This is a genomic window from Paraburkholderia sp. (assembly GCF_035656215.1).
GTDB lineage: Bacteria > Pseudomonadota > Gammaproteobacteria > Burkholderiales > Burkholderiaceae > Paraburkholderia.
This window is the reverse complement of sequence record NZ_DASRSY010000225.1, coordinates 1-21021: the sequence shown is the minus strand read 5'-3', so window position 1 is coordinate 21021 and position 21021 is coordinate 1. Positions and strand designations below refer to the sequence as shown.

At 63.8% G+C, this 21021-nt stretch carries 18 protein-coding genes and 1 pseudogene; 12 read left to right on the top strand and 7 right to left on the bottom strand.

Translation table 11 applies throughout. From position 1 onward, the window contains the following. The 11 genes from VFE81_RS12915 to VFE81_RS12865 all read left to right on the top strand — a co-directional run. The coding region (locus VFE81_RS12915) for an aromatic amino acid ammonia-lyase (RefSeq protein ID WP_325044968.1) at positions 1-1183 on the top strand (1183 nt) is incomplete at its 5' end. Next, positions 1180-1611, top strand: coding sequence for an acyl-CoA thioesterase (locus tag VFE81_RS12910; RefSeq protein ID WP_325044967.1), 432 nt, complete (start codon positions 1180-1182; stop codon positions 1609-1611). The genes VFE81_RS12915 and VFE81_RS12910, both read left to right, overlap by 4 nt. Next, positions 1599-2300 (top strand): outer membrane lipoprotein carrier protein LolA, encoded by a 702-nt coding sequence (locus VFE81_RS12905; protein WP_325044966.1) that lies wholly within the window; start codon positions 1599-1601, stop codon positions 2298-2300. The genes VFE81_RS12910 and VFE81_RS12905 overlap by 13 nt, the downstream gene beginning before the upstream one ends. Further along, on the top strand, positions 2300-4711 hold the full coding sequence (locus VFE81_RS12900; protein ID WP_325044965.1) for an MMPL family transporter: 2412 nt from the start codon (positions 2300-2302) through the stop codon (positions 4709-4711). Before VFE81_RS12905 ends, VFE81_RS12900 begins: the two co-directional genes overlap by 1 nt. Beyond that, positions 4708-5892: a beta-ketoacyl-[acyl-carrier-protein] synthase family protein gene (locus VFE81_RS12895; protein WP_325044964.1), complete on the top strand. Its 1185-nt coding sequence runs from the start codon at positions 4708-4710 to the stop codon at positions 5890-5892. The genes VFE81_RS12900 and VFE81_RS12895 overlap by 4 nt, the downstream gene beginning before the upstream one ends. A gap of 8 nt (positions 5893-5900) precedes the next feature. After that, entirely contained in the window at positions 5901-6386 is a 486-nt protein-coding gene (locus VFE81_RS12890) for a hotdog family protein (RefSeq protein WP_325044963.1), read from the top strand. After that, entirely contained in the window at positions 6383-7108 is a 726-nt protein-coding gene (locus VFE81_RS12885) for a 3-ketoacyl-ACP reductase FabG2 (RefSeq protein ID WP_325044962.1), read from the top strand. Before VFE81_RS12890 ends, VFE81_RS12885 begins: the two co-directional genes overlap by 4 nt. Beyond that, positions 7108-8334: a beta-ketoacyl-ACP synthase gene (locus tag VFE81_RS12880; RefSeq protein ID WP_325044961.1), complete on the top strand. Its 1227-nt coding sequence runs from the start codon at positions 7108-7110 to the stop codon at positions 8332-8334. Before VFE81_RS12885 ends, VFE81_RS12880 begins: the two co-directional genes overlap by 1 nt. Continuing rightward, complete coding sequence (locus VFE81_RS12875) at positions 8331-9560, top strand: beta-ketoacyl-[acyl-carrier-protein] synthase family protein (RefSeq protein WP_325044960.1); 1230 nt, start codon at positions 8331-8333, stop codon at positions 9558-9560. The genes VFE81_RS12880 and VFE81_RS12875 overlap by 4 nt, the downstream gene beginning before the upstream one ends. Before the next feature lie 37 nt (positions 9561-9597). Further along, entirely contained in the window at positions 9598-10020 is a 423-nt protein-coding gene (locus VFE81_RS12870; RefSeq protein ID WP_325044959.1) for a signal peptidase, read from the top strand. A gap of 53 nt (positions 10021-10073) precedes the next feature. Beyond that, positions 10074-10517 (top strand): excinuclease ABC subunit A, encoded by a 444-nt coding sequence (locus tag VFE81_RS12865; RefSeq protein WP_325044958.1) that lies wholly within the window; start codon positions 10074-10076, stop codon positions 10515-10517. Between the two features lie 51 nt (positions 10518-10568). Here VFE81_RS12865 and VFE81_RS12860 read toward each other — a convergent pair whose 3' ends face one another. Continuing rightward, positions 10569-11297 (bottom strand): class I SAM-dependent methyltransferase, encoded by a 729-nt coding sequence (locus tag VFE81_RS12860; protein WP_325044957.1) that lies wholly within the window; start codon positions 11295-11297, stop codon positions 10569-10571. Between the two features lie 61 nt (positions 11298-11358). Between VFE81_RS12860 and VFE81_RS12855 the strand changes: the two genes are divergently transcribed. Beyond that, on the top strand, positions 11359-12657 hold the full coding sequence (locus VFE81_RS12855) for an NAD(P)/FAD-dependent oxidoreductase (RefSeq protein WP_414695588.1): 1299 nt from the start codon (positions 11359-11361) through the stop codon (positions 12655-12657). A gap of 108 nt (positions 12658-12765) precedes the next feature. On the opposite strand, the gene guaD is transcribed toward VFE81_RS12855, so the two are convergent. From guaD to VFE81_RS12825, 6 genes and pseudogenes are all read right to left on the bottom strand, one after another. After that, positions 12766-14130 (bottom strand): guanine deaminase, encoded by a 1365-nt coding sequence (guaD, locus tag VFE81_RS12850; protein ID WP_325044955.1) that lies wholly within the window; start codon positions 14128-14130, stop codon positions 12766-12768. Between the two features lie 105 nt (positions 14131-14235). Then, positions 14236-15288: an adenosine deaminase gene (locus VFE81_RS12845; protein ID WP_325044954.1), complete on the bottom strand. Its 1053-nt coding sequence runs from the start codon at positions 15286-15288 to the stop codon at positions 14236-14238. A gap of 96 nt (positions 15289-15384) precedes the next feature. Next, the gene (xdhC, locus tag VFE81_RS12840; protein WP_325044953.1) at positions 15385-16398 is read right to left on the bottom strand and encodes a xanthine dehydrogenase accessory protein XdhC; all 1014 of its coding nucleotides are present in this window, start codon (positions 16396-16398) and stop codon (positions 15385-15387) included. A gap of 127 nt (positions 16399-16525) precedes the next feature. Continuing rightward, on the bottom strand, positions 16526-18973 hold the full coding sequence (xdhB, locus tag VFE81_RS12835; RefSeq protein ID WP_325044952.1) for a xanthine dehydrogenase molybdopterin binding subunit: 2448 nt from the start codon (positions 18971-18973) through the stop codon (positions 16526-16528). Then, complete coding sequence (gene xdhA / locus VFE81_RS12830) at positions 18973-20520, bottom strand: xanthine dehydrogenase small subunit (protein ID WP_325044951.1); 1548 nt, start codon at positions 20518-20520, stop codon at positions 18973-18975. Before xdhA ends, xdhB begins: the two co-directional genes overlap by 1 nt. Positions 20521-20914: 394 nt before the next feature. Next, positions 20915-21021 (bottom strand): annotated as a pseudogene (locus tag VFE81_RS12825) (disulfide bond formation protein B); the annotation flags it as partial.

Genomic DNA, 21021 nt, shown 5'->3' with positions numbered 1-21021 from the left:
GCTCGAACGTCTTGCCGACCTGATCAATCATCGCGTGTTGCCGCGCATTCCGTCGGAAGGCTCGGTCGGCGCAAGCGGCGATCTGACGCCGCTCTCGTATGTGGCCGCCGCGCTTGCCGGCGAACGCGATGTGATGTTCGGCGGCACCCTGCGCGACGTACGTGAGGTCTGGACCGAACTCGGTCATGCGCCATTGACGCTCGCGCCGAAAGAAGGACTCGCACTGATGAACGGCACCGCGGTGATGACGGGCCTCGCCTGTCTCGCGTTCGCGCGTGCCGATCATCTGACGAGGCTTACTGCACGCCTCACGGCGCTCTCAACCGTCGCACTCGACGGCCGCGCCGCGCACTTCGACGCAATGCTGTTCGAGGTGAAACCGCACGCGGGCCAGGCAGAAGCTGCCGCGTGGATTCGCGACGATCTGACCGGGCGCGAAGATACGCCGGGGCATCGTCTGCAAGACCGCTATTCGATTCGCTGTGCGCCGCATGTAATCGGCGTTGCGCGCGATGCGTTGTCGTGGGTGCGCCGCGATGTCGAGAACGAACTGAACAGCGCGAACGACAACCCGTTGATCGATCCCGACAACGAGCGCGTGCTGCACGGCGGCAACTTCTACGGCGGCCATATCGCGTTCGCGATGGACTCGCTGAAGGTCGCGGTCGCCAATCTCGCCGATCTGATGGACCGGCAGCTCGCGCTGCTGGTCGACGTGAATTTCAACAATGGCTTGCCACGCAATCTGTCGGGCGCCGCGCCCGCGCGTGCCGCGATCAATCACGGTTTCAAGGCCGTGCAGATTTCATCGTCCGCATGGACGGCCGAAGCGTTGAAGAACACGATGCCCGCGAGCGTCTTCTCGCGCTCGACCGAGGCGCACAATCAGGACAAGGTCAGCATGGGCACGATCGCCGCGCGCGACTGTTTGCGCGTACTGGAGTTGACCGAGCAGGTCGCCGCCGCGCATACGCTGGCGACAGTGCAAGCTGCACATTTGCGCTTGCGGATCGACAGCGCCACGCCGGTTCCCGCGCCGCTGCAAGCCTTTATCGACAGTGTGAGCGCGCAGTCGCCGTTCGTCGACGAAGACCGTGCGCTGGAAAGCGACCTGCGTGCGCTGACTGCGCGCATCGCCGCGTGCGATTTGTTGAATGACTATCGCGGAGGCTCGAACGCATGACCGGCTCCCCAAAAGTGCTGACAGCCAGCGCGACGGTCGAAGTGCCGTTTCACGACGTCGACGCGATGAACGTGTGCTGGCATGGCAACTATCTGAAGTACTTCGAGATCGGCCGCGCGGCGCTCTTGCGCACCTTCGATTACGACTATCGCGAGATGCAGGCATCGGGTTACCTGTGGCCGATCGTCGAGGCGCATCTGAAGTATGTGCGCCCGGCCACCTACGGGCAGGCGCTCGAAGTGCGCGCACAACTGCTCGAACACGAAAACCGCCTGAAAATAGGCTATGAAATTGTCGATTGCGCAACTGGCACGCGGCTGACGAAGGGCTACACGATCCAGGTCGCGGTCGATGCCGCGACCCAGGAATTGCAGTTCGTGTCGCCGCCGGTCGTATTCGAAAAGCTGGAGCGCGTATGGGGACAATGAACTTGCGCGGGGTGGCAGCGCGCGCGTGGTGCGCGCTAGGTACGGTAAGCGTAATAAACGCATTGAGCGTTTCGGGCGTGGCAGTGTGGCCGATGACGGCGTCTGCGGTAGAAGCTGCGCAGTCCCTCGGCAACCCGGCCTTGGTTTCGCAGATCGCCTCGCATCTCGCACAAGCCAAAGGCGTCCGCGCGCAATTCACGCAAACGCAAACGCTCGCCGCGATGAAGCAGCCGCTCGTCAGTACGGGTTCGCTGCTGTTCTTCCGCGATCGTGGCGTGATCTGGCAGATCGACACGCCGTACAAAGCCACCTACGTCATCACCGATGCGGGCGTCACCGAAGTCAACGCCAACGGCCAGCGCGTGACCGCTCACAGTGCCCAGGGCACGCGCGGCGTCGCGCAGGTGTCGAAGATGATGCGCGCGATGCTCGGGGGCGATCTGTCGGCGCTGTACTCGCAATTCGACGTCGAGGCCGAAGGCAGCGCCGCGCAGTGGCGCATGCAACTCACGCCGAACCAGCCGCAGATCGCGCAGTCGATCAAAGGTTTGCAAATGAATGGCGGCGACTATCTGCAAAGCTTGCGCATCACGCTCGCGAACGGCGACATCACGAAGCTCGACTTTGCAAAAAGCGCGGCCGTGACCGAACCGACGCCGGCTGAGCGCGGCTTGCTCGGAGCGCCGTAATGCAGGTGCTGCAACAGCGGTCCGCGAAACAGGCGTGGGGCATGCGCGCCGCGTGGCTGCTGCTCGCGCTTGCCGCGGCGCTGTATTGCGGCTGGCGTTTCGCGGGACCTTCGCCGCTGCAAACCAATCTGCTCGCATTGCTCCCCGCCACCGAAGCGGATCCGGTCGCCGAAAAGGCGGTCGATACGTTGGCGAGCGCGCTTGGCGACCGCACCGTTTTTCTCGTCACCAGCAACGATGATGCTCACGCGAAGGCGGCAGCGAAACAACTCGGCGCGTCATTGCAGAAGAGTGGTGCGTTCGGCTCAGTGACGGCGGAATTGCCGCCGTTCGATCTGTCGCAGATCGCTGCGCTGTACATGCCGTATCGTTTTGGTTTGCTGGCGCCTGCTGACCGCGCGACGCTCGCGCAGAGCAACGCCTCAAGCACGACGTTGCATGACGCGCTCGCGCAGCGCATCTACAGTCCATTACGCGCCGGCCTGACTACGCCACTCGCCGACGATCCGTTCGGCTGGCTCGAACACTGGCTCGGTGGCCTGCCGCTCGCCACGTCGAATCTCGAACTCGAAGACAACATGCTGGTGTCGCATCGCGGCACCGCGACTAGCGTGCTGATCCTCGCCACGCTGCCCGGCTCAGCCTACGAAACGAAGACGCAGCACGCCGTGCTCGTCGCGCTCGCACAAGGCGAGAGTGCGTTAAAACAGGCGTTCCCCGACGTGTCGGTGGCGAGAACCGGCGCGGTGTTCTACGCGGAGTCGGCTCGCAGCGCGTCGGAGCATGAGGTGCACCTGATCGGCGTCGCATCGTTATGCGGGATTGCATTGTTGATGATGTGGGTGTTCCGCTCGCCGCGTCTTTTGCTGCTCGGTTTCGTTTCGACGGCGCTCGGCATCGTCTGCGCGCTCGCGGTGACCATGCTGGTGTTCGGCCAATTGCATCTGTTGACACTGGTGTTCGGCGCGAGCCTGATCGGCGAAGCAGTCGATTATTCGATCCAGTATTTCGTGGTGTATCTCGGCGCAGGCCGCGATTGGGATTCGCGCCGTGGTGCGCGTGCAGTACGCCCGGCCTTGACGGTTGCGCTTGCTACCAGTCTGCTCGGCTATGCGATCCTCACATGGGTGCCGTTCCCCGCGCTCAAGCAGATCGCATGCTTCGCGATTGCCGGCATTACGACGGCGTTTGCCTCCGTGCTGTGGTTATTGCCCGCGCTGCTTACGCGCGCGCCGAAGCGCAGCCCGCAACGCGTGTTCGCCGGGGCGGCGCGTGTATTGACGGTCTGGCATCGCACGATCGGCGGTAAGCGCGCATGGTTCGTCGCGGCGCTGTTGCTGATCGTGGCGATTCCCGGTTGGTTGCGTCTGACGAGCGACGACGATATCCATCTGCTGATCCAGCGTGATCCTTCACTGGTCGCGCAGGAAGACAAGGTGCGCGCGGCCGTCGGCGTGGATAACAGCGCGCAGTTTTTTGTGGTGCGCGGCGAGACGCCGGAGATCGTTTTGGAACGCGCCGAAGCATTGGGCGTGAAACTGGATGGGTTGAACGGCACAGCGAACAAGGTCGGCAGCTATCAGTCGGTGGCGCAATTCGTGCCGTCAGCGAAACAGCAGGCCGAAGATCATGCATTGCTTGCACAGCACGTGTTCAACGATCTCGCGGCATTGCGCGCTACGCTGCTGCAGGCGGGCTTTAAGGACGAAGTCGCCGACGCCTGGCTCGCCGCGTACGCGAAACCGCAGCCGCCGCTCACGGTCGACACGTGGCTCGCCGCGCCGTGGTCGCAGCCATATAAACATCTGTGGCTGGGCGCTGTGGATTCGACCACCAAAGCTTATGCCGCAGTCGTGATCCCGCAGGGCGTGACGCCACAGAACGAATCCGCGCTGATTGCCACCGCACAGTCGGTATCCGGCGTCGTCTTCGTCGACAAGGCGGCGAGCGTCTCGAAGCTGTTCGGTGCGTATCGCGTGGATAGCGGCTGGTGGCTCGGTGGTGCGCTGGCGCTCGTGCTCGTCGTGCTGATATTGCGTTACCGGGTGCGTGGTGGAATCGCCGTGACGCTGCCGGTACTGCTCGCGGTCGGCGTCACGCTTGCTGTATTCGGCTACGTTCACGTACCGCTCAATCTCTTCAACTGGCTCGCGCTGATGCTGGTGCTCGGCGTTGGCGCAAACTATGCGGTATTTCTGCGCGAAGGCTGCTTGCGCGCGGACGCCGATCTCGGCGCGGTGTGGACCGGCGTGCTGCTGTCGGCGGCCACCACGCTGCTGTCGTTCGGCATGCTCGGCATGAGTGCGATGCCTGCGCTGAAGAGTTTCGGCGCCACGCTCGCGCTCGGCATTGCCGTATCGGTGCTGCTCGCGCCGATCGGCATGCCATCGGAATCAAGGAGGGCCGCATGAAGGCGCCATCAGTTTATTTGCACGCGCTCGGCATGATCAACGCGCTCGGCGGTGACCTCGATGCAATCGTCCCGGCGCTTGTTGCCGGTCACGCCCCCGGCATGGCGAACGCGCACACGGGCATTGGCGAGGCGTTTGTGGGCAGGGTGCTCGCACCGCTGGATCTGGCGCCGACCGCCGCGCTCGCGCGTTACGACTGCCGCAATAACCGCTTGCTACTAGCCGCGCTGGCGCAGATCGCGCCCGCGGTCGACGCGACGCGCGAGCGTTACGGCGCGCATCGGATCGGCGTGGTGCTCGGCACCAGCACGTCGGGTATCGAAGCGGCCGAGGCCGCGTTCGTCTATCAGGCGCAAGCGGGCGACCTGCCCGCCAACTTCAATTACCGGCAGATGGAGATCGGCACCGTCGCGCCTTTTGCCGCCGCCGCGCTTGGCGTGCAAGGCCCGGCGTTCACCATCTCGACTGCCTGCACCTCGAGCGCCAAGGCTTTTGCGTCGGCACGCCGGCTGCTGCAATTGCGACTGTGCGATGCAGTTGTGGTGGGTGGCGTCGATTCGCTGTGCGAGTTGACGGTGCAGGGTTTTGCATCGCTCGAATCGACCAGCGGCGTGCGGTCCAATCCAATGAGCCGCAATCGGTGCGGGATCAACGTCGGCGAAGGCGCCGCCGTGTTCCTGATGAGCCGCGATGAAGCGGCGGTGAGACTTGCGGGTGTCGGTGAATCGAGCGACGCGCATCATATTTCCTCGCCCGACCCGCTCGGTGTGGGCGGCGAACTCGCTTTGGACGCGGCGTTGGCCGAAGCGGGCATCGCGCCTGCGGCGATCGGCTATGTGAATCTGCACGCCACCGCCACGCGTAAGAACGACGACATGGAAGCGAAGCTGATGGCGCGCGTATTCCCCGAAGGCGTGGCGACGAGTGGCACCAAGCCGCTGACCGGGCACCAGCTCGGCGCCGCGGGCGCCACCGAACTCGCCTTCGCATGGCTGACGCTGGCGCGCGAAAACGTGCCGCTGCCGCGTCATCTGTGGGACGGTGATGCGGATCCCGCTTTGCCGGTGCTGGACCTGGTCGAAAGCGAACGCTTTCTGCCACGCGGCGCCGGGCCGCAATATGTGATGAGCAATTCGTTTGCGTTCGGCGGCAGCAATGTCAGCCTGATCCTCGGTCGGTGACGCGCGCGATGACCCAGACGTCCTCCATTCAGGAACTTGTCCTGCAACCGATCGAAGCGATCATCCCGCATCGCGGCACGATGCTGCTGATCGATGCCGTGAACACCGTTAGCGAAGACGCACTGAGCGCGCGAGCTACCGTACACGCCGACGCATGGTATGCCGACGCCGACGGCGCGATGCCCGCATGGATCGGCATCGAGCTGATGGCGCAGGCCATCGCCGCGCATGTCGCGCTGCTGGCCATGCGCGGTGGCGGCAGAGCGCGTCCCGGCGTGCTGCTCGGTTCGCGCAGCTACAAAGCTTTGCAACCGTCGTTCGCAAGCGGCGCCCAGTTGCTGATCCACGCAACGGAATTACTGCGCAGCGAAGAAGGCCACGGCGCCTACGAATGCACGATCCATCACGGCGACGTGTGTTGCGCCGAGGCGGTCATCAAGGTCTTTCAGCCGCGTGATTTTCAGTCATTCATCGAAGGGAGTTTCAGTTCATGAGCCGGCGTGTTCTCGTTACCGGCGCAAGCCGCGGCATCGGCCGCGCGATTGCGTACAAGTTGGCCGCCGACGGCTTCGCGGTGTCCGTGCATTGCCGCACGGGCCGCACCGAAGCCGAAGCAGTCGCAACGGGCATCGCCGCGCAAGGCGGCACTGCGCGCGTGCTGCAATTCGACGTGCGTGCGCGCGCCTTGTGCCGCGAGGTGCTCGAAGCGGATGTTGCGGCGAACGGCCCGTACTACGGCATCGTGTGCAGCGCGGGCGTGACCCGCGACGCGGCGTTCCCCGCGCTCACCGAAGAAGACTGGGACATCGTGATCGAAACCGGTCTCGACTCGTTCTATAACGTTGTCCATCCGTTGACCATGCCGATGGTCCGCGCGCGCAAGGGCGGGCGCATCGTCACGATCGCGTCGGTCTCCGGCGTGATCGGCAATCGCGGCCAGGTCAACTACAGCGCGGCGAAGGCCGGCCTGATCGGCGCGACCAAGGCGCTCGCCGTCGAACTGGCAACGCGCAACATCACCGTCAATTGCGTGGCGCCGGGTTTGATCGAAACCGGCATGCTCGACGACATGCCGCTCGAGCAGGTATTGAAGACGGTGCCGATGAACCGCGTCGGCCAACCTGCCGAAGTGGCGTCCGTGGTCGGCTTCCTGATGTCGGATGCGGCCTCGTACGTCACGCGTCAGGTGATCGGCGTCAATGGCGGGATGGTGTGATGAAACGCGTCGTCATTACCGGCATGGGGGGCGTCACGGCGTTCGGCGATAGCTGGGACGTGATCGAAACGCGCCTGAAGCGCGGCGTGAACGCGGTGCGCCGGATGCCCGAGTGGGATTACTTCGAGTCGCTGCATACGCGGCTTGCATGTCCGTTGCCGGGCTTCACGGCGCCTGCGCATTATCCGCGCAAGAAAACCCGTTCGATGGGACCGGTGTCGATGTATTCGGTACGCGCAAGCGAACTGGCGCTCGCCGACGCGGGCCTCACCGATGACACAAGCATCAAGGACGGCCGCATGGGTGTCGCCTACGGCTCGTCGTCAGGCTCAGTGCAGCCAATTCGCGCGTTCGGCACGATGCTCGAAACCGGCTCGATGAGCGACGTCACGTCGAACAGCTACGTGCAGATGATGCCGCACACTGCGGCCGTCAACGTCAGCCTGTTCTGGGATCTGAAAGGGCGGATCATCCCGACCTCGTGTGCATGCGCATCGGGCAGCCAGGCGATCGGCTACGCGTATGAAGCGATCCAGGCCGGCAAGCAGACGCTGATGCTGGCGGGCGGCGCGGAAGAAATGTCGGGCCCGGCGGTCGCCGTGTTCGACACGCTGTACGCGACCAGCACGCGCAATGACGAGCCGCATCTGACGCCGCGTCCGTTCGATGCCGCGCGCGATGGCCTCGTGGTCGGCGAAGGCGCGGCCACGCTGGTGCTCGAAGAATATGAACACGCAGTGGCGCGCGGTGCGCGAATTCATGCGGAGATCGTCGGTTTCGGCTGCAACTCGGACGGTGCGCACATGACGCAGCCGACCGCCGAAACGATGGCGTTTGCCATGCGGCTGGCGCTGAAGGATGCGCAACTGCCGCCCGAAGCGATCGCCTACGTGAACGCGCACGGCACTTCCACGGACCGTGGCGACATCGCTGAGAGTCATGCGACCGCGCAGACTTTCGGCGCGCGCATGCCGATCAGTTCGCTCAAGAGCTATGTCGGCCATACGCTCGGCGCGTGCGGGGCGCTGGAAGCGTGGTGGACCATCGAGATGATGAAGCGCAACTGGTATGCGCCAACCTTGAATCTGGAGAACGTCGATCCGGCCTGTGCGTCGCTTGATTACATCGTCGGCGAGGGCCGTGAGATCGACGCTGAACATGTGATGAGCAACAACTTTGCTTTCGGCGGCATCAACACGTCGCTGATTTTCAGGCGCGTTCGATGAGCGTGGCGCTACAACGCGTGGTCGTCACCGGCATGGGGATCGTGTCGTGCCTCGGCAATACGCTCGACGACGTATCGGCCGCGCTGCGTGCGGGCCGCTCGCGCATCCAGCGGATCGACGCGTGGCGTGAGCGCGGTTTCGGTTCGCAGGTGGCAGGCGTCGCATCGGTCGCGCAGGAACCGCCGTTCGAGCGCAAGCTCGAGCGCTTCATGGGCGATACCGCGCGCTTTGCGTGCCATGCCGCGCGTAAAGCAATCGACGATGCCGGACTCAACCCTGCCGCGTTGCGCTCGTCGCTCGCCGGCACGGTGATCGGCTCGGGCGTCGGCACGCTATCGAGTTACGACGTGGCTGTGGCGATTGCACATGCCCGCGGCGTCGATAAAGTGCCGCCATATACGGTTCCGCAAGCAATGAGCAGTACCGCATCGGCTAATGTCGCGCAGGTGTTCGGACTTGAAGGCGTGAGCTACTCGCCGTCGTCGGCGTGCACGACGTCGGCGCTTGCCATCGGTCAGGCGATGCAGTTGATCCAGACCGGCCGCCAGCAGATCGTGCTGGCCGGTGGCAGCGAGTCGCTGCACGACAACATGACGCTGATGTTCGACTCGATGGGGGCGTTGTCGCGCAACTTTAACGACACGCCGCAGCACGCTTCGCGTCCCTACGACACGGCGCGGGACGGCTTCGTGATTGCCTCGGGCGGCGGCGTGCTGGTGCTTGAATCGCTCGATCATGCGTTGGCGCGTGGCGCCCGCATTTACGCCGAGCTGACCGGCTTCGGCGACTGCACAGACAGCGCGAGTATGGTCACGCCGCGTGCGGCCGGCATCGCGCGAGCGATGCGCGGCGCGCTGGGCAATGCGGGCAAGCGTCCGGACTATATCAACACGCACGCACCGTCGACGCCGCTTGGCGATGTTGAAGAATTGCGCGCATTGAGCGACGTATTCGGCGGCGAAGTACCCGCGTTCTCGTCGACTAAAGGCATGACCGGGCATCCGCTCGGGGCGTGCGGCGCGCACGAGGCGATCTACATGTTGCTGATGATGCGCGATGGTTTCATCGCGGGTACGACGGGTATCGAGACGCCGGAGCGGGGTATCGGCGACATGCCGCTCGTGCGTACAACGCGTGACGCAAGCATTCGCACGGCGATGTCGATTTCATTCGGGTTCGGCGGCAGTTGCGCAAGCCTGATGTTTGAAGGGTGGCAGGGCGGCTGAACCGGCCGCGATGGTTAACGAAACGAGGGCGATAAAAATGAAAAAACGTTTTGTACTGGGCGCGCTGGCAGTCGTCGTGCTGACGCAGGCTGGGTGCGCCACTGACGTGAAGTCGCTGCCGCTCGCCGCCGCCGGCGGGCAGTCGCGTGGTGGCGTGCCGGTGTATTTCGGCCAGCAGAGCCACCCTGCGGTGCAGAGCCAATTGGGTGGTGTGTCCTACTCCGTGCGGATCGCGCGCAAGGTGTTGAGCCCCGACGACGCATGTCATGAGGCTCTCGCCGAAGCCGTGGAGAAGTTGCGCGCGGCAGCCCGCGAACGCAATGCCAACGCCGTGATCGATGTATCGACGCGCTTTCATAGCACCGAGACCAACTCGTCGACTGACTTCACGTGCGGCGTGAGTCCCAGCGCTGCCGCAATTGCCGTGAGCGGCCAGCTCGTCGTGCTGGATGCGAACTAGGTCGAATCGAAAATAGAACTCACTAGAGCAACAAAAAACACCAAGGAGTCTCAATGAAACGCAATGTCCTGTTTGCCGCGCTGTTCGCTTCGCTCGCCACGCTGAGCGCTACGCAGGCTTTTGCCCGCGACACGGTCGCCAACTATCCGGTCGCGCCGGCGCTGCAGAGTGAGCCGGGCAAGGTTGGTGACGACATCGCGCTGTATTTCGCGGGCCAACCGCATCCGTCTGTCACGAAGACGATGGGTGAATTCGCGACCAACAAGAAGACCAACGCCTTCGGCAAGAGCGATCTGGACGCGTGTCAGCACGTGTTCCTTTCGGCCGTGATCGAATTGCAGGAGCGCGCGCGCAAGGAAGGCGGCAATGCGGTGATCAACATCAAGAGCAACTACAAGAACGAAGTGCGCGAGAGTGCGACCGAGTTCACGTGTGGTGCGGGCGCGGTGATTGCGGGTGTGGCGCTGAAGGGTGATGTGGTGACGCTGCGCAAGTAAGTACGCTGTGATGCGTGTCAGGGCGGGAGCATGCCACCGCCCTGATGAGATCTAATCTGCCTTGACCGCCGCAACATTGACCAGCGTTTCACGACGCTTGCCGGGCTGTGGATGGTAGAGGCCGAGACGTTCGAGCAGGCCGAAGTCTTTTGCGCGGCTCCACCAGAGATACGGCAGCGAGACGTTGCGCTGATCGAAGCGAAAGCCGCCGCGGCGGATCATGTCGAGGTAGCCGTCAGCGCTTTTCTGCACGTGCATGGGATGGCGGAACAGCAACCGGATGACCCACGATTTGATGTACGCGTCGGTGGATTCGGCGAACAGCAGGATGCCGCCCGGTTTGAGCACGCGGTGGAATTCGGCGAGCGCGCCGTCCTGCTCGACGAGATGGTGGAAGGTTTGATGGCAGAACACGATGTCGGCGCTGGCGTCGGGCAGTGGCAATTGCGCGCAGTCGCCGTGCAGTACTTCGATATCGGCGAGTTTGTCGCGGCAGGCGTCGGCCGAATTGGCGGCGAGCGCCAGCGACGGTTCGTGAAAATCGATGCCGACAATGCGGCGCGGCTTGAACGCCTCGGCGAGCAGGCGGAACGAAATGCCTTGCCCGCAGCCGACGTCGACGATCACCGGCGCGGCAGGCAAGGGCGCGTCGATCAGGCGTTTGAGGTCGTTGATCGCGACCCGCAGAACATGATGTTCCCACGTATACGTACGCAGGAACCAGATCCCGAAGGCCGTTTCCGGCACGAAAGGCACACTGGATGTTTCGGATGGCGACACGCTGCGCTCCCAGACGAAATATTGTTCTTGCCGTGACGCTTAATTGTAACGAAAAGTAAGGATGCAGCGTAACGCTGTTCAGTGCAAGCAAACGATTGAGGCAACCTTGAGTACACATTTGTCAAAGCGCATCAACGTCGACGTAGCGATCATCGGCGCGGGTCCGGCGGGCGCGGTCGCGGCGGCGCTATTGCGCCGGGTGGGCCGCTCGGTGCTGGTGCTGGAGCGCCAGCATTTTCCGCGCTTCTCGATCGGCGAAAGTCTGCTGCCGCAAAGCATGGCGTACCTCGAAGAGGCCGGCATGCTGCAGGCGGTGGTCGAAGCCGGTTTCCAGTACAAGAACGGCGCGCATTTCGTTTACCGCGACCAGTCGTCGGCGTTCGACTTCCGCGACAAGCATTCGCCGGGTTGGGGCACCACGTACCAGGTCGAGCGTGCGGTGTTCGACGATATTCTGATTCGCTGCGCGGCAGAGCAGGGCGCCGACGTGCGTTTCGGCCACACGGTCCGCGCAATGCAAACCAGTGCAAATGGTAACAAGCCGGTGCTCGACGTGATCGACGAAGCGGACAACGCGTATGAAGTCGAAGCGCACTTCGTGTTCGACGCAAGCGGCTTCGGCCGCGTGCTGCCGCGCTTGCTGAACCTGGAAGCGCCCACGCGCATGCCGACCCGTGCCGCGATCTTCACGCATGTGCAGGACGGCATTCCGGCCGGCGCGACCGACCGCAACAAGATCTGCGTGGCGACGCACCCGGAGCGCCGCGACGTGTGGTTCTGGATGATTCCGCTGGCGGGCGGACGCTCGTCGGTGGGTTGCGTCGCCGAGGCCAGTTTCCTCGATGTGCCGGAAGCCGGTCGTGACGCGAAACTGCGCGCGCTGATCCAGCAGGAGCCGACACTCGGGCCGTTGATCGGCAATGCGCCGTTCCTGATGCCGGTGCGTCACATCGGAGGCTATGCGGCGAATGTCGAGCGTTTGCATGGACCGGGCTACGCGTTGCTCGGCAATGCGGGCGAATTTCTCGACCCGGTGTTCTCGTCCGGCGTGACGATTGCGCTGCGTTCCGCGCATCTCGCGGTGCAGACGTTGAACCGGCAACTGGATGGCGAACAGATCGACTGGTCGGCCGCTTACGACGTGCCGTTGCGCAAGGGGATCGATACGTTCCGCGTGTTTGTCGAGCGCTGGTACACGGGCGAACTGCAGGACATCATTTTCTATCCGGACCAGACGCCCTCGATTCGTCGCATGATCAGCGCGGTGCTGGCGGGTTACGCGTGGGATGAATCGAATCCCTATGTCGCCGATCCGGTGCGGCGGCTGAATGCGCTGCACGATGTGTGCACGCAGCCTTGATCGGGCTGCACGAAACGGTACGGGCCAAAAAAAACGGCGCTTCCCTCAGGAAGCGCCGTTTTCAATTCAACTGCCTGAATCCGCTCAGGAGTCAGCTGAGAAATCCAATCAAGCCGCGATCTTCGCGACGCGCGACGCATGCTGACGCACGTCGTCGCGACGATGCACGCGCTTGCCCGCCGCATACGTTTCGTAGATCGCGCGGTCGTCGCCGAGCAGCGCGAACGCGAACAGCAGTTCTTCGAGGGATTCGGTGCGTGCGGTACGGCGCGCGAGCAGCGGCGTGGCTTGCGGATCGAGCACGACGAAGTCGGCTTCCGACTTCGGCTTCAATGTGCCCACCTTGTCGGCGAGATCAAGTGCTTCGGCCGCGCCCGCAGTGGCGAGATAGAACATGCGCGTGGCCGTCAGATGATGCCCCGTCAGACGCGCGACCTTGTGCGCTTCGTTCATCGTTTGCAGCATCGAGAACGAGGTGCCGCCGCCGACGTCCGTTGCCAGCGCGATCGGCATGCCGGCTTCGTCGGCCTTGTCGAAATCGAACAGGCCGCTGCCGAGGAACAGGTTCGAGGTCGGGCAGTGCGAGGCGACCGTGCCGGTTTGCGCCATGCGCTTGCGGTCTTCCTCGTCGAGGTAGATGCAATGGCCGTACACCGCGCGGCGGCGCAGCAGGCCGTAGTGATCGTAGATGTCCAGATAGCTGCGGTGGCCCGGAAACAGATCGGCGACCCATTTCACTTCGTCGGTGTTTTCGGCGACGTGGCTCTGGATAAAGATGTCCGGATGCTTGCCCGCCAGCACGCCGCATGCTTCGAGTTGCGCTTCGGTCGAAGTCGGCGCGAAACGCGGCGTGAGCGCGTACATCTGGCGGCCACGGTTGTGCCAGCGGCCGATCAGTTCGGCGCTGTCGTCATAGCCCGATTGCGCGGTGTCGCGCAGGAACTCGGGGCAGTTGCGGTCCATCAGTACCTTGCCCGCCACCATGCGCAGATTGCGTGATTCGCTTTCGGTAAAGAGGGCGTCGGCCGAGTCCTTGTGGACCGTGCAATACACGAGCGCGGTGGTCGTGCCGCAAGCCAGCAGTTCATCGACGAAGAAGCTCGCTGTATCTCGCGCATACGCCGGATCGGCGAAGCGGCGCTCGGTCGGGAACGTGTACGTATCGAGCCACGGCAAGAGCCCCGGCGCAGGCGACGCGATCATGTCGGTCTGCGGATAGTGAATGTGCGTATCGATGAAACCCGGCACGATCAGCTTGTCGCGCATCTCCTGCACCTGGGTGCCCGGCGCGAGTTGCGACGCGAGCGCAGCATACGCGCCCGCTGCGACGACATGGCCGTCTTCGACGATCAGCAAACCGTCCTCATTGAAGACAGCCGCGTTGGGCGATTGCGCGGGATCGCCGTTGAAGGTCAGCAATTGTGCGCGGAATGCTGATTGGGCGCGTTGGGCTGATTGTGCCGATTGAGTCATGAAAAACCGTCTCCGTATTTGTGAGGAGCTAAACAGCGCAGACGGCGGCTTGATTCTGGCTCTGAAACGAACCCGTGCCGCCGCCGGCTGCTATTCATTGGCCCGTCAATGCGGGCCGCTTGGGTGCCAGTACGCGTCGAGCTTCGCGATCAGTTCGCTGCGTTGCTCGAGCGTGACGAACGACGCTTCGAAGCTGTTGCGGATGATCGTGTAGACCTCGGCATCGCTGAGCTTCAACGCGTCGATGGTGGCGAAATAGTTGGCGTTCACGTAACCGCCGAAGTACGCCGGATCGTCGGAATTCACCGTGACGGCGACGCCGCGATCGAGCAGGTCCTTCAGCGTGTGTTTGGTCATGTCGTCGAATACGCAGAGCTTGAGGTTCGACAGCGGGCACACGGTCAGCGCGACGCGCGAATCGGCGAGGCGCGTGACGAGTGCCGGATCTTCGATGCTGCGCACGCCGTGGTCGACACGATCCACTTTCAGCAGATCGAGCGCTTCATAGATATACGACGGCGGACCTTCTTCGCCCGCGTGCGCGACCAGCTTGAGACCGAGCGCGCGCGCTTTGGCGAATACGCGTTCGAACTTCGACGGCGGATGACCGCGCTCGGATGAATCGAGACCTACACCGATCAGGCGATATTTGTACTGCTCGAACAGCGGTCGCGCTTCTTCGAACGTGGCGAGCGCATCTTCTTCGGACAGATGGCGCAGGAAACACAGAATCAGTTTGCTCGACATGCCGCGCTTTTCCGCATCGGCCAACGCGCGATCAATGCCTGCGACGACGGTTGCGATCGGCACGCCACGTTCCGTGTGCGTCTGCGGATCGAAGAAGATTTCGCTGTGGATCACGTTATCGGCGAGGCAGCGTTCGACATACGCCGTCGTCATGTCGTAGAAGTCCTGCTCGTGCAGCAGCACGCTCGCGCCGGCGTAATAGATGTCGAGGAACGATTGCAGATCGGTGAACGCGTACGCGGCGCGCAAGGCTTCGATCGAGTCGTACGCAAGCTTCACGCCGTTGCGCCCGGCGAGCGCGAAGATCAGTTCGGGTTCGAGCGAGCCTTCGATGTGGATATGCAGCTCGGCCTTCGGCGCGCGAGCGGTTTTCTCGACAAGTGGTGTAGGGTTGGCGGTTGTTGTATTCATGGTCGGTCAGGAGTTCATTGGAGTCGGTTCGCGCCGGATGCGGGATGCAGGACAGGATGCAGTCGTTGTGCGGCGGCAGGTCGATTGTGCGGCAAATCAGACCGTCTGCGCCGCATGCGCGCCCGCATTCGCCTCCACTGCCTGCAACACCTGGGCGGCCGCCGAGATCGCAATGATCTCCGGCGACTTGTCGACGATACCGTCAACGCCAAGCGGGCACTTCATCCGTGCAATCTGTGACGGATCGATGCCACGCGCGGCCAGCCGATGTTCGAATTGCTTGCGCTTGCTATGCGAGCCGATCATGCCGAAGAACGCGAAGTCGCCGCGTCGCAGAATGCGCTCGGCCAACTCGAGATCGAGTGCATGGTTGTGCGTCATCACGATGAAGTACGTGTGCGCCGCGGCCTGGTCGATTGCTTCATCCGGTGCGTCGTTCGGATCGATCTTCACGTTCGGCGCATGCAGCGTTTCCACGGGCGGGAACTGCGCGTCGCGCTCGTCGACCCAGCGCACGATGCAAGGCAGCGTGGCGAACACCCGAACCAGCGCGGCGCCCACGTGACCGGCGCCGAACAGCACGACCTGGAAGTCGCCTGGCGCGATGGTTTCGGTGAGCAGCGCGCCGCTGTCGTCGAAGCCGGCGCCGTCCCACAGCAGGCAGTCGGAGGCATCGACACCCGGTTCGGGGTCGGACAGCATCACCGCATCCGGTGCGGGGCCGAATGATACGCTACGCACCGTCGAAAGACCCGCGGCCACGCGTTTCGCAAGCGACGTGATCCAGCCGAGGTCGCCGATATCGAGGCGCTCAAAGGCGAGAATCACGGCGCCGCCACAGCATTGGCCGAGACTCGGACCAAGCGCGAAGCGTTCGAGGCGGCGCATATGCGGCGAGCGCATGCCATCGCGCAGCACCTGGCGCGCGGTCTCGATGGCCTTCCATTCGAGGTGTCCGCCTCCAATCGTGTGCCTGGCCGAATCGCGCGTGACGATCATCTTGGTGCCGGCTTCACGGGGCGCCGAACCTTCGACGCGCGCGACCGTCACCAGCACGGCGGCGTCGCCGTGCGCGAGCAGTTGTTGCAGGTCAGGTAGCCAGGCTTGCATCCGGCGGTTCTCCGTACATGGCCGCGCGTGGTATCCGTGCGGCCGGTTGAGCGTGGCGGGGCGCGTTCGTGTCGCGCCGGGCCTTTGGGTGAAGTTGCTTAACGTTCTTCAACGTTTCGTCAAGTTTCTAAATCGGCGTGGTGGCGGTTGTGGCCGTCGTCGCCGCTTCCGTTGGTTGTTCAGCCGGTTGTCCTGTCGCGGGTTGCGTCGTCGTCCCAGGCGATTGCAACGCGTCCAGCGCATCGAGAATCGCCTCGGGCGTCGCAGGCGCGCGCAACTGTGGCGCATTTTCCGCGCCCGGCACCGCAGCCGCGATCGCGTCGCGAATCGCGAGGAACACCGAAAACGGCAGCAGCAGAGGCGGCTCGCCCACGGCCTTCGAATGAAACACGGTCGGCTCGGCGTTCTGATTCTGATAAAGCTGCACGTTGAACGCGGCGGGCGTATCGCTGACGGCGGGGATCTTGTACGTCGACGGCGCGTGCGTCATCAGACGGCCATCCCGGTTCCACCACAGTTCTTCTGTGGTGAGCCAGCCCATGCCCTGAATAAAGCCGCCTTCCACCTGGCCGATATCGATCGCCGGATTGATCGACTGGCCGGCGTCGTGCAACACGTCCGCGCGTACCAGTTTCCATTCGCCGGTCAGCGTGTCGATCACCACTTCCGACACCGCTGCACCGTACGCAAAGTAATAAAACGGGTGACCGGTCAGCGTTTTCGCATCCCAGTGCACTTTCGGCGTCGTATAGAAGCCGTCCGACCACAACTGCACGCGCGCCAGATACGCTGCGGCGACCAGTTGCTCGAACGGCATCGCACCGCCGTTTGCCGACACTTCACCGTTGGCGAATTCCACCGCGTCGGCGGTACCGCCGAGCTGTTTCGCGGCAAGTTTGGCGAGCCTGTCACGAATGGTCCGCGCTGCGGCTTCGGCGGCTTTGCCGTTCAGGTCGCTGCCGGTGGACGCGGCAGTCGCCGAGGTGTTGGCGATCTTCGACGTATCGGTCGCGGTCACACGCACGCGCGAAAGCGGCAAGCCGAGCTGGTTCGCGACGACTTGCGCGACCTTCGTATTGAGCCCCTGGCCCATTTCGGTGCCGCCGTGATTGACGAGCACCGAACCGTCTTTGTACACGTGCACCAGCGCGCCGGCCTGATTCAGAAACGGCACGTTGAACGAGATGCCGAACTTCACCGGCGAGAACGCGAGGCCGCGTTTGAGCACCGGACTTTTCGCATTGAACGCGGCGAGCGCTTCGCGGCGCGCGCGATAGTCGCTGGTTTCAAGCAATTCGTCAGTCAGCGGCGCGATGATATTGTCTTCGACGCGTTGTCCGTACGGCGTCGTGTCGCGCTCGCCGATACCGTAGTAGTTGGCGAGCCGCACATCGAGCGGGTCGCACTTCAATTGACGCGCGATGCTGTCGAGCATCACTTCCATCACCAGCGCGCCTTGCGGACCGCCGAAGCCGCGAAACGCGGTGTTCGATTGCGTATTCGTCTTGCAGCACAGCGCGACGATGTCGACGTCGGACAGGTAGTACGCGTTGTCGAAGTGACAGACGGCACGGGTCGCGACCGCGCCCGAAAGGTCCGCGGAATAGCCCGCTCTCAAGGCAATTTCCACGCGCGCGCCGAGAATGCGGCCGCTATCGTCGAAACCTGCTTCGTACGCGTAGACCGCGTCGTGGCGCTTGCCGGTGATCATGAAATCGTCGTCACGATCGGCGCGCAGTTTGACCGGGCGGCGCAGCAGTTTCGCCGCCAGCGACGCCACGCACGCGAACACCGCCGATTGCGATTCCTTGCCGCCGAAGCCGCCACCCATGCGCCGGCATTCGCATACGACGTTGTGCGCCGGCCAGCCGAGCATATGCGCGACGACCTGCTGCATTTCGCTGGGATGCTGCGTCGAACTGTAGACGAGCATGCCGTCCATTTCCTTCGGCACGGCGTACGCGATCTGGCCTTCGAGATAAAACTGTTCCTGGCCGCCCACTTCGAACGTACCGCTGATTTTATGCGGCGCGGCGGCGATTTTCGCGTCGGGCTCGCCGCGTTTCAGATGCAGCGGCGGCAGGACGAACTGCTTGTTGGCTTTCGCTTCAGCGGGCGTGAGGATGACTTCGAGCGGTTCATATCGTACGACGTCATCGCTTTTCGCCAGCGCTGCGGCGCGGCGGGCGAGCTCATGACTTTCGGCGATGACGGCGAACACCGGTTGGCCGAGATACAGCACTTCGTCGACGGCGAGAATCGGATCGTCGTGCAGCACCGGGCCGCAATTGTTCTCGCCTGGGATGTCTTCAGCGGTCAATACGGCGATCACGCCAGGCGCTTTCCTCACCGCTTCCAGGTCGAGCGACACGATCCGCGCGTGCGCGTGCCGCGAGAGTCCGAGCGCCGCGTGCAGCGTGCCGTGCAATTCGGGGACGTCGTCGGTGTAGGTGGCTTCACCGCTTACATGCAGCGCGGCCGATTCATGCGGCAAGGAGACGCCGATCGCCGTCTCGCTCTCCTGAGCGGCGGCGTGCTTTGCAGCATGTTCAACGAAAGCATCGGTCCGGTTCATCACGATGACTCCTTCGCAACGACCGCGTCTGGCGCGTCGGCTTCGTACGCGAACGCATTCACGTCGAAGAGGGCGAGCGGCGCGTCATCGCGCGTTTCGAGGTGGAAGCGCCACAGCAGGTTGCGCGCCACCTTCAGTCGATAGGCGCTCGAGGCGCGCATGTCGGTGAGCGGCTGGTAATCGGCGACGAGTGCGTTCATGGCTTGCCGCGCGGTGCTTTCGTCCCATATTGCGCCATTTAGCGCGGCTTCGGTTTGCGCGGCACGCTTAGGCGTCGCGGCCATGCCGCCGAATGCGATGCGGGCTTCCCTGATCGCGCCGTTTTCGCCGATATGTAGCGCGAACGCGGCGCACACCGCGGAGATGTCCTGATCGTAGCGCTTCGATACCTTGTACGTGCGGAAACGCAGATCGCGCGCCGGACGCGGCACGCGCAGCGCGGCGACGAATTCGCCGGCCGCGAGCGCGGTCTTCTGGTAGCCGAGGTAGAAGGCGTCGAGCGTCAGGGTGCGGGTTTTGGCGCCGTGGCGCAGCACGACTTCGGCGCCCAGTGCCAGCAGCGCCGGCATCGAATCGCCAATCGGCGAGCCGTTTGCGACGTTGCCGCCGAGCGTGCCGGCATTGCGGATCGGCAGCGACGCGAAGCGCGTCCACAGTTCGGCCAGTTCGGGGTAGTCGGCGGCGAGTGCCGCGTAGGCGTCTTCGAGCGTGACGGCGGCGCCGATCGTCAGCGTCTGCGCGTCGCGCTCGATCGTCTTTAATTCGACTACGTTGCCGATGTACAGGATGTCGCCGAGGTCGCGGAACTGCTTGGTGACCCATAGGCCGACGTCGGTGCTGCCGGCCAGCAGGCGTGCCTGCGGATGCTCCGCGCGCAGTTTGGCGAACGCAGCGAGCGCGACTGGCGCGTGGAAGGTGGGCGAGCCGAATTCAGCGCCGCGGGTATCAGGCGCGCTGTATTCGAAGGTGTCGCGGCGTTGGATCTCGCGCAGCTTGTCGGCGACCGCCTTGCGGTCCAGCGTCACGCGCGGATATTGCGGGTAGTCGAACATCTTCTGCGATGCGTCGACGATCGGCCGGTAGCCGGTGCAGCGGCACAGATTGCCGGACAGCGCGGCGTTGATTTCATCGCGGGTGGGCAGGCCGGCGGCGGCCGGCTGGTTTTCGTACAGCGCCCACATCGACATCACGAAGCCGGGGGTGCAGAAACCGCACTGGGAGCCGTGGCAATCGACCATGGCCTGTTGCACGGGGTGCAGGGCGCCGTCGGCGGCGCGCAGGTCTTCGACGGTGAAGAGGGCTTTGCCGTCCAGCGTCGGCAGGAACTGAATACAGGCGTTGACCGCTTTCAGCGCCACGCCGCCTTGCGCATCCAGTTCGCCGACGACCACGGTGCAGGCGCCGCAGTCGCCTTCGGCGCAGCCTTCCTTGGTGCCCGTGCAATGTAAATCCTCGCGCAGGTGCTGAAGCACGGTGCGCGACGCCGGGATGCCCGCGACCTCACGGACGGATCCCTGGTGATAAAAGCGGATGGTTTGCGTTGTCATGGCGAACTCGAAAGACAGTGCGGACCAGGCGCGCGTTACGCATGGGGTCGCGCCAAAGCCGGCCTCGCGCACGTAGATCGCCATCCAGGTTCGAGGTTAGCACTACCTCGTCTCGAAAATATTTCCCAACTCGCATGAAGCTTATTCCGAAGCGGTCATGAGATAAGTACGATTCGCGCCGCGCCGGGAAGTTGCGTGAGGCAGGGCGGATTGGAGAAAACGAGGCGGGACGAGGGAGTTGGCGGGGCTGCGCGCTTGCTGGCAGGCCACCTGACGGTCGGCACAGCCGAATCCACAGGCTCGGAGCCGATGCGAAAACGCCGGCCTTCGAGCCGCCGTAACAGACGGAGCAAAGGCCGGCGCGAAGCCAGTCACTTCAATCGAAACAGCCGGATCAGGCGAACCGGCGGCGATTCCTGGCCAGGCTCAGCGCCAGCGGCACGAAAGCCACGACGAAAGCAACCAGCGACCAGGTGGGCAGCGACAGGCCCAGAATCGGCG

Coding starts and splice junctions, on each gene's coding strand:
- xdhA (WP_325044951.1), bottom strand. CDS start 20,520: ATGACAACGCAAACCATCCGCTTTTATCACCAGGGATCCGTCCGTGAG.
- guaD (WP_325044955.1), bottom strand. CDS start 14,130: ATGACTCAATCGGCACAATCAGCCCAACGCGCCCAATCAGCATTCCGC.
- VFE81_RS12900 (WP_325044965.1), top strand. CDS start 2,300: ATGCAGGTGCTGCAACAGCGGTCCGCGAAACAGGCGTGGGGCATGCGC.
- VFE81_RS12880 (WP_325044961.1), top strand. CDS start 7,108: ATGAAACGCGTCGTCATTACCGGCATGGGGGGCGTCACGGCGTTCGGC.
- VFE81_RS12845 (WP_325044954.1), bottom strand. CDS start 15,288: ATGAATACAACAACCGCCAACCCTACACCACTTGTCGAGAAAACCGCT.
- xdhB (WP_325044952.1), bottom strand. CDS start 18,973: ATGAACCGGACCGATGCTTTCGTTGAACATGCTGCAAAGCACGCCGCC.
- VFE81_RS12865 (WP_325044958.1), top strand. CDS start 10,074: ATGAAACGCAATGTCCTGTTTGCCGCGCTGTTCGCTTCGCTCGCCACG.
- VFE81_RS12875 (WP_325044960.1), top strand. CDS start 8,331: ATGAGCGTGGCGCTACAACGCGTGGTCGTCACCGGCATGGGGATCGTG.
- VFE81_RS12910 (WP_325044967.1), top strand. CDS start 1,180: ATGACCGGCTCCCCAAAAGTGCTGACAGCCAGCGCGACGGTCGAAGTG.
- VFE81_RS12885 (WP_325044962.1), top strand. CDS start 6,383: ATGAGCCGGCGTGTTCTCGTTACCGGCGCAAGCCGCGGCATCGGCCGC.
- VFE81_RS12890 (WP_325044963.1), top strand. CDS start 5,901: ATGACCCAGACGTCCTCCATTCAGGAACTTGTCCTGCAACCGATCGAA.
- VFE81_RS12905 (WP_325044966.1), top strand. CDS start 1,599: ATGGGGACAATGAACTTGCGCGGGGTGGCAGCGCGCGCGTGGTGCGCG.
- VFE81_RS12870 (WP_325044959.1), top strand. CDS start 9,598: ATGAAAAAACGTTTTGTACTGGGCGCGCTGGCAGTCGTCGTGCTGACG.
- VFE81_RS12895 (WP_325044964.1), top strand. CDS start 4,708: ATGAAGGCGCCATCAGTTTATTTGCACGCGCTCGGCATGATCAACGCG.
- VFE81_RS12855 (WP_414695588.1), top strand. CDS start 11,359: ATGCAGCGTAACGCTGTTCAGTGCAAGCAAACGATTGAGGCAACCTTG.
- xdhC (WP_325044953.1), bottom strand. CDS start 16,398: ATGCAAGCCTGGCTACCTGACCTGCAACAACTGCTCGCGCACGGCGAC.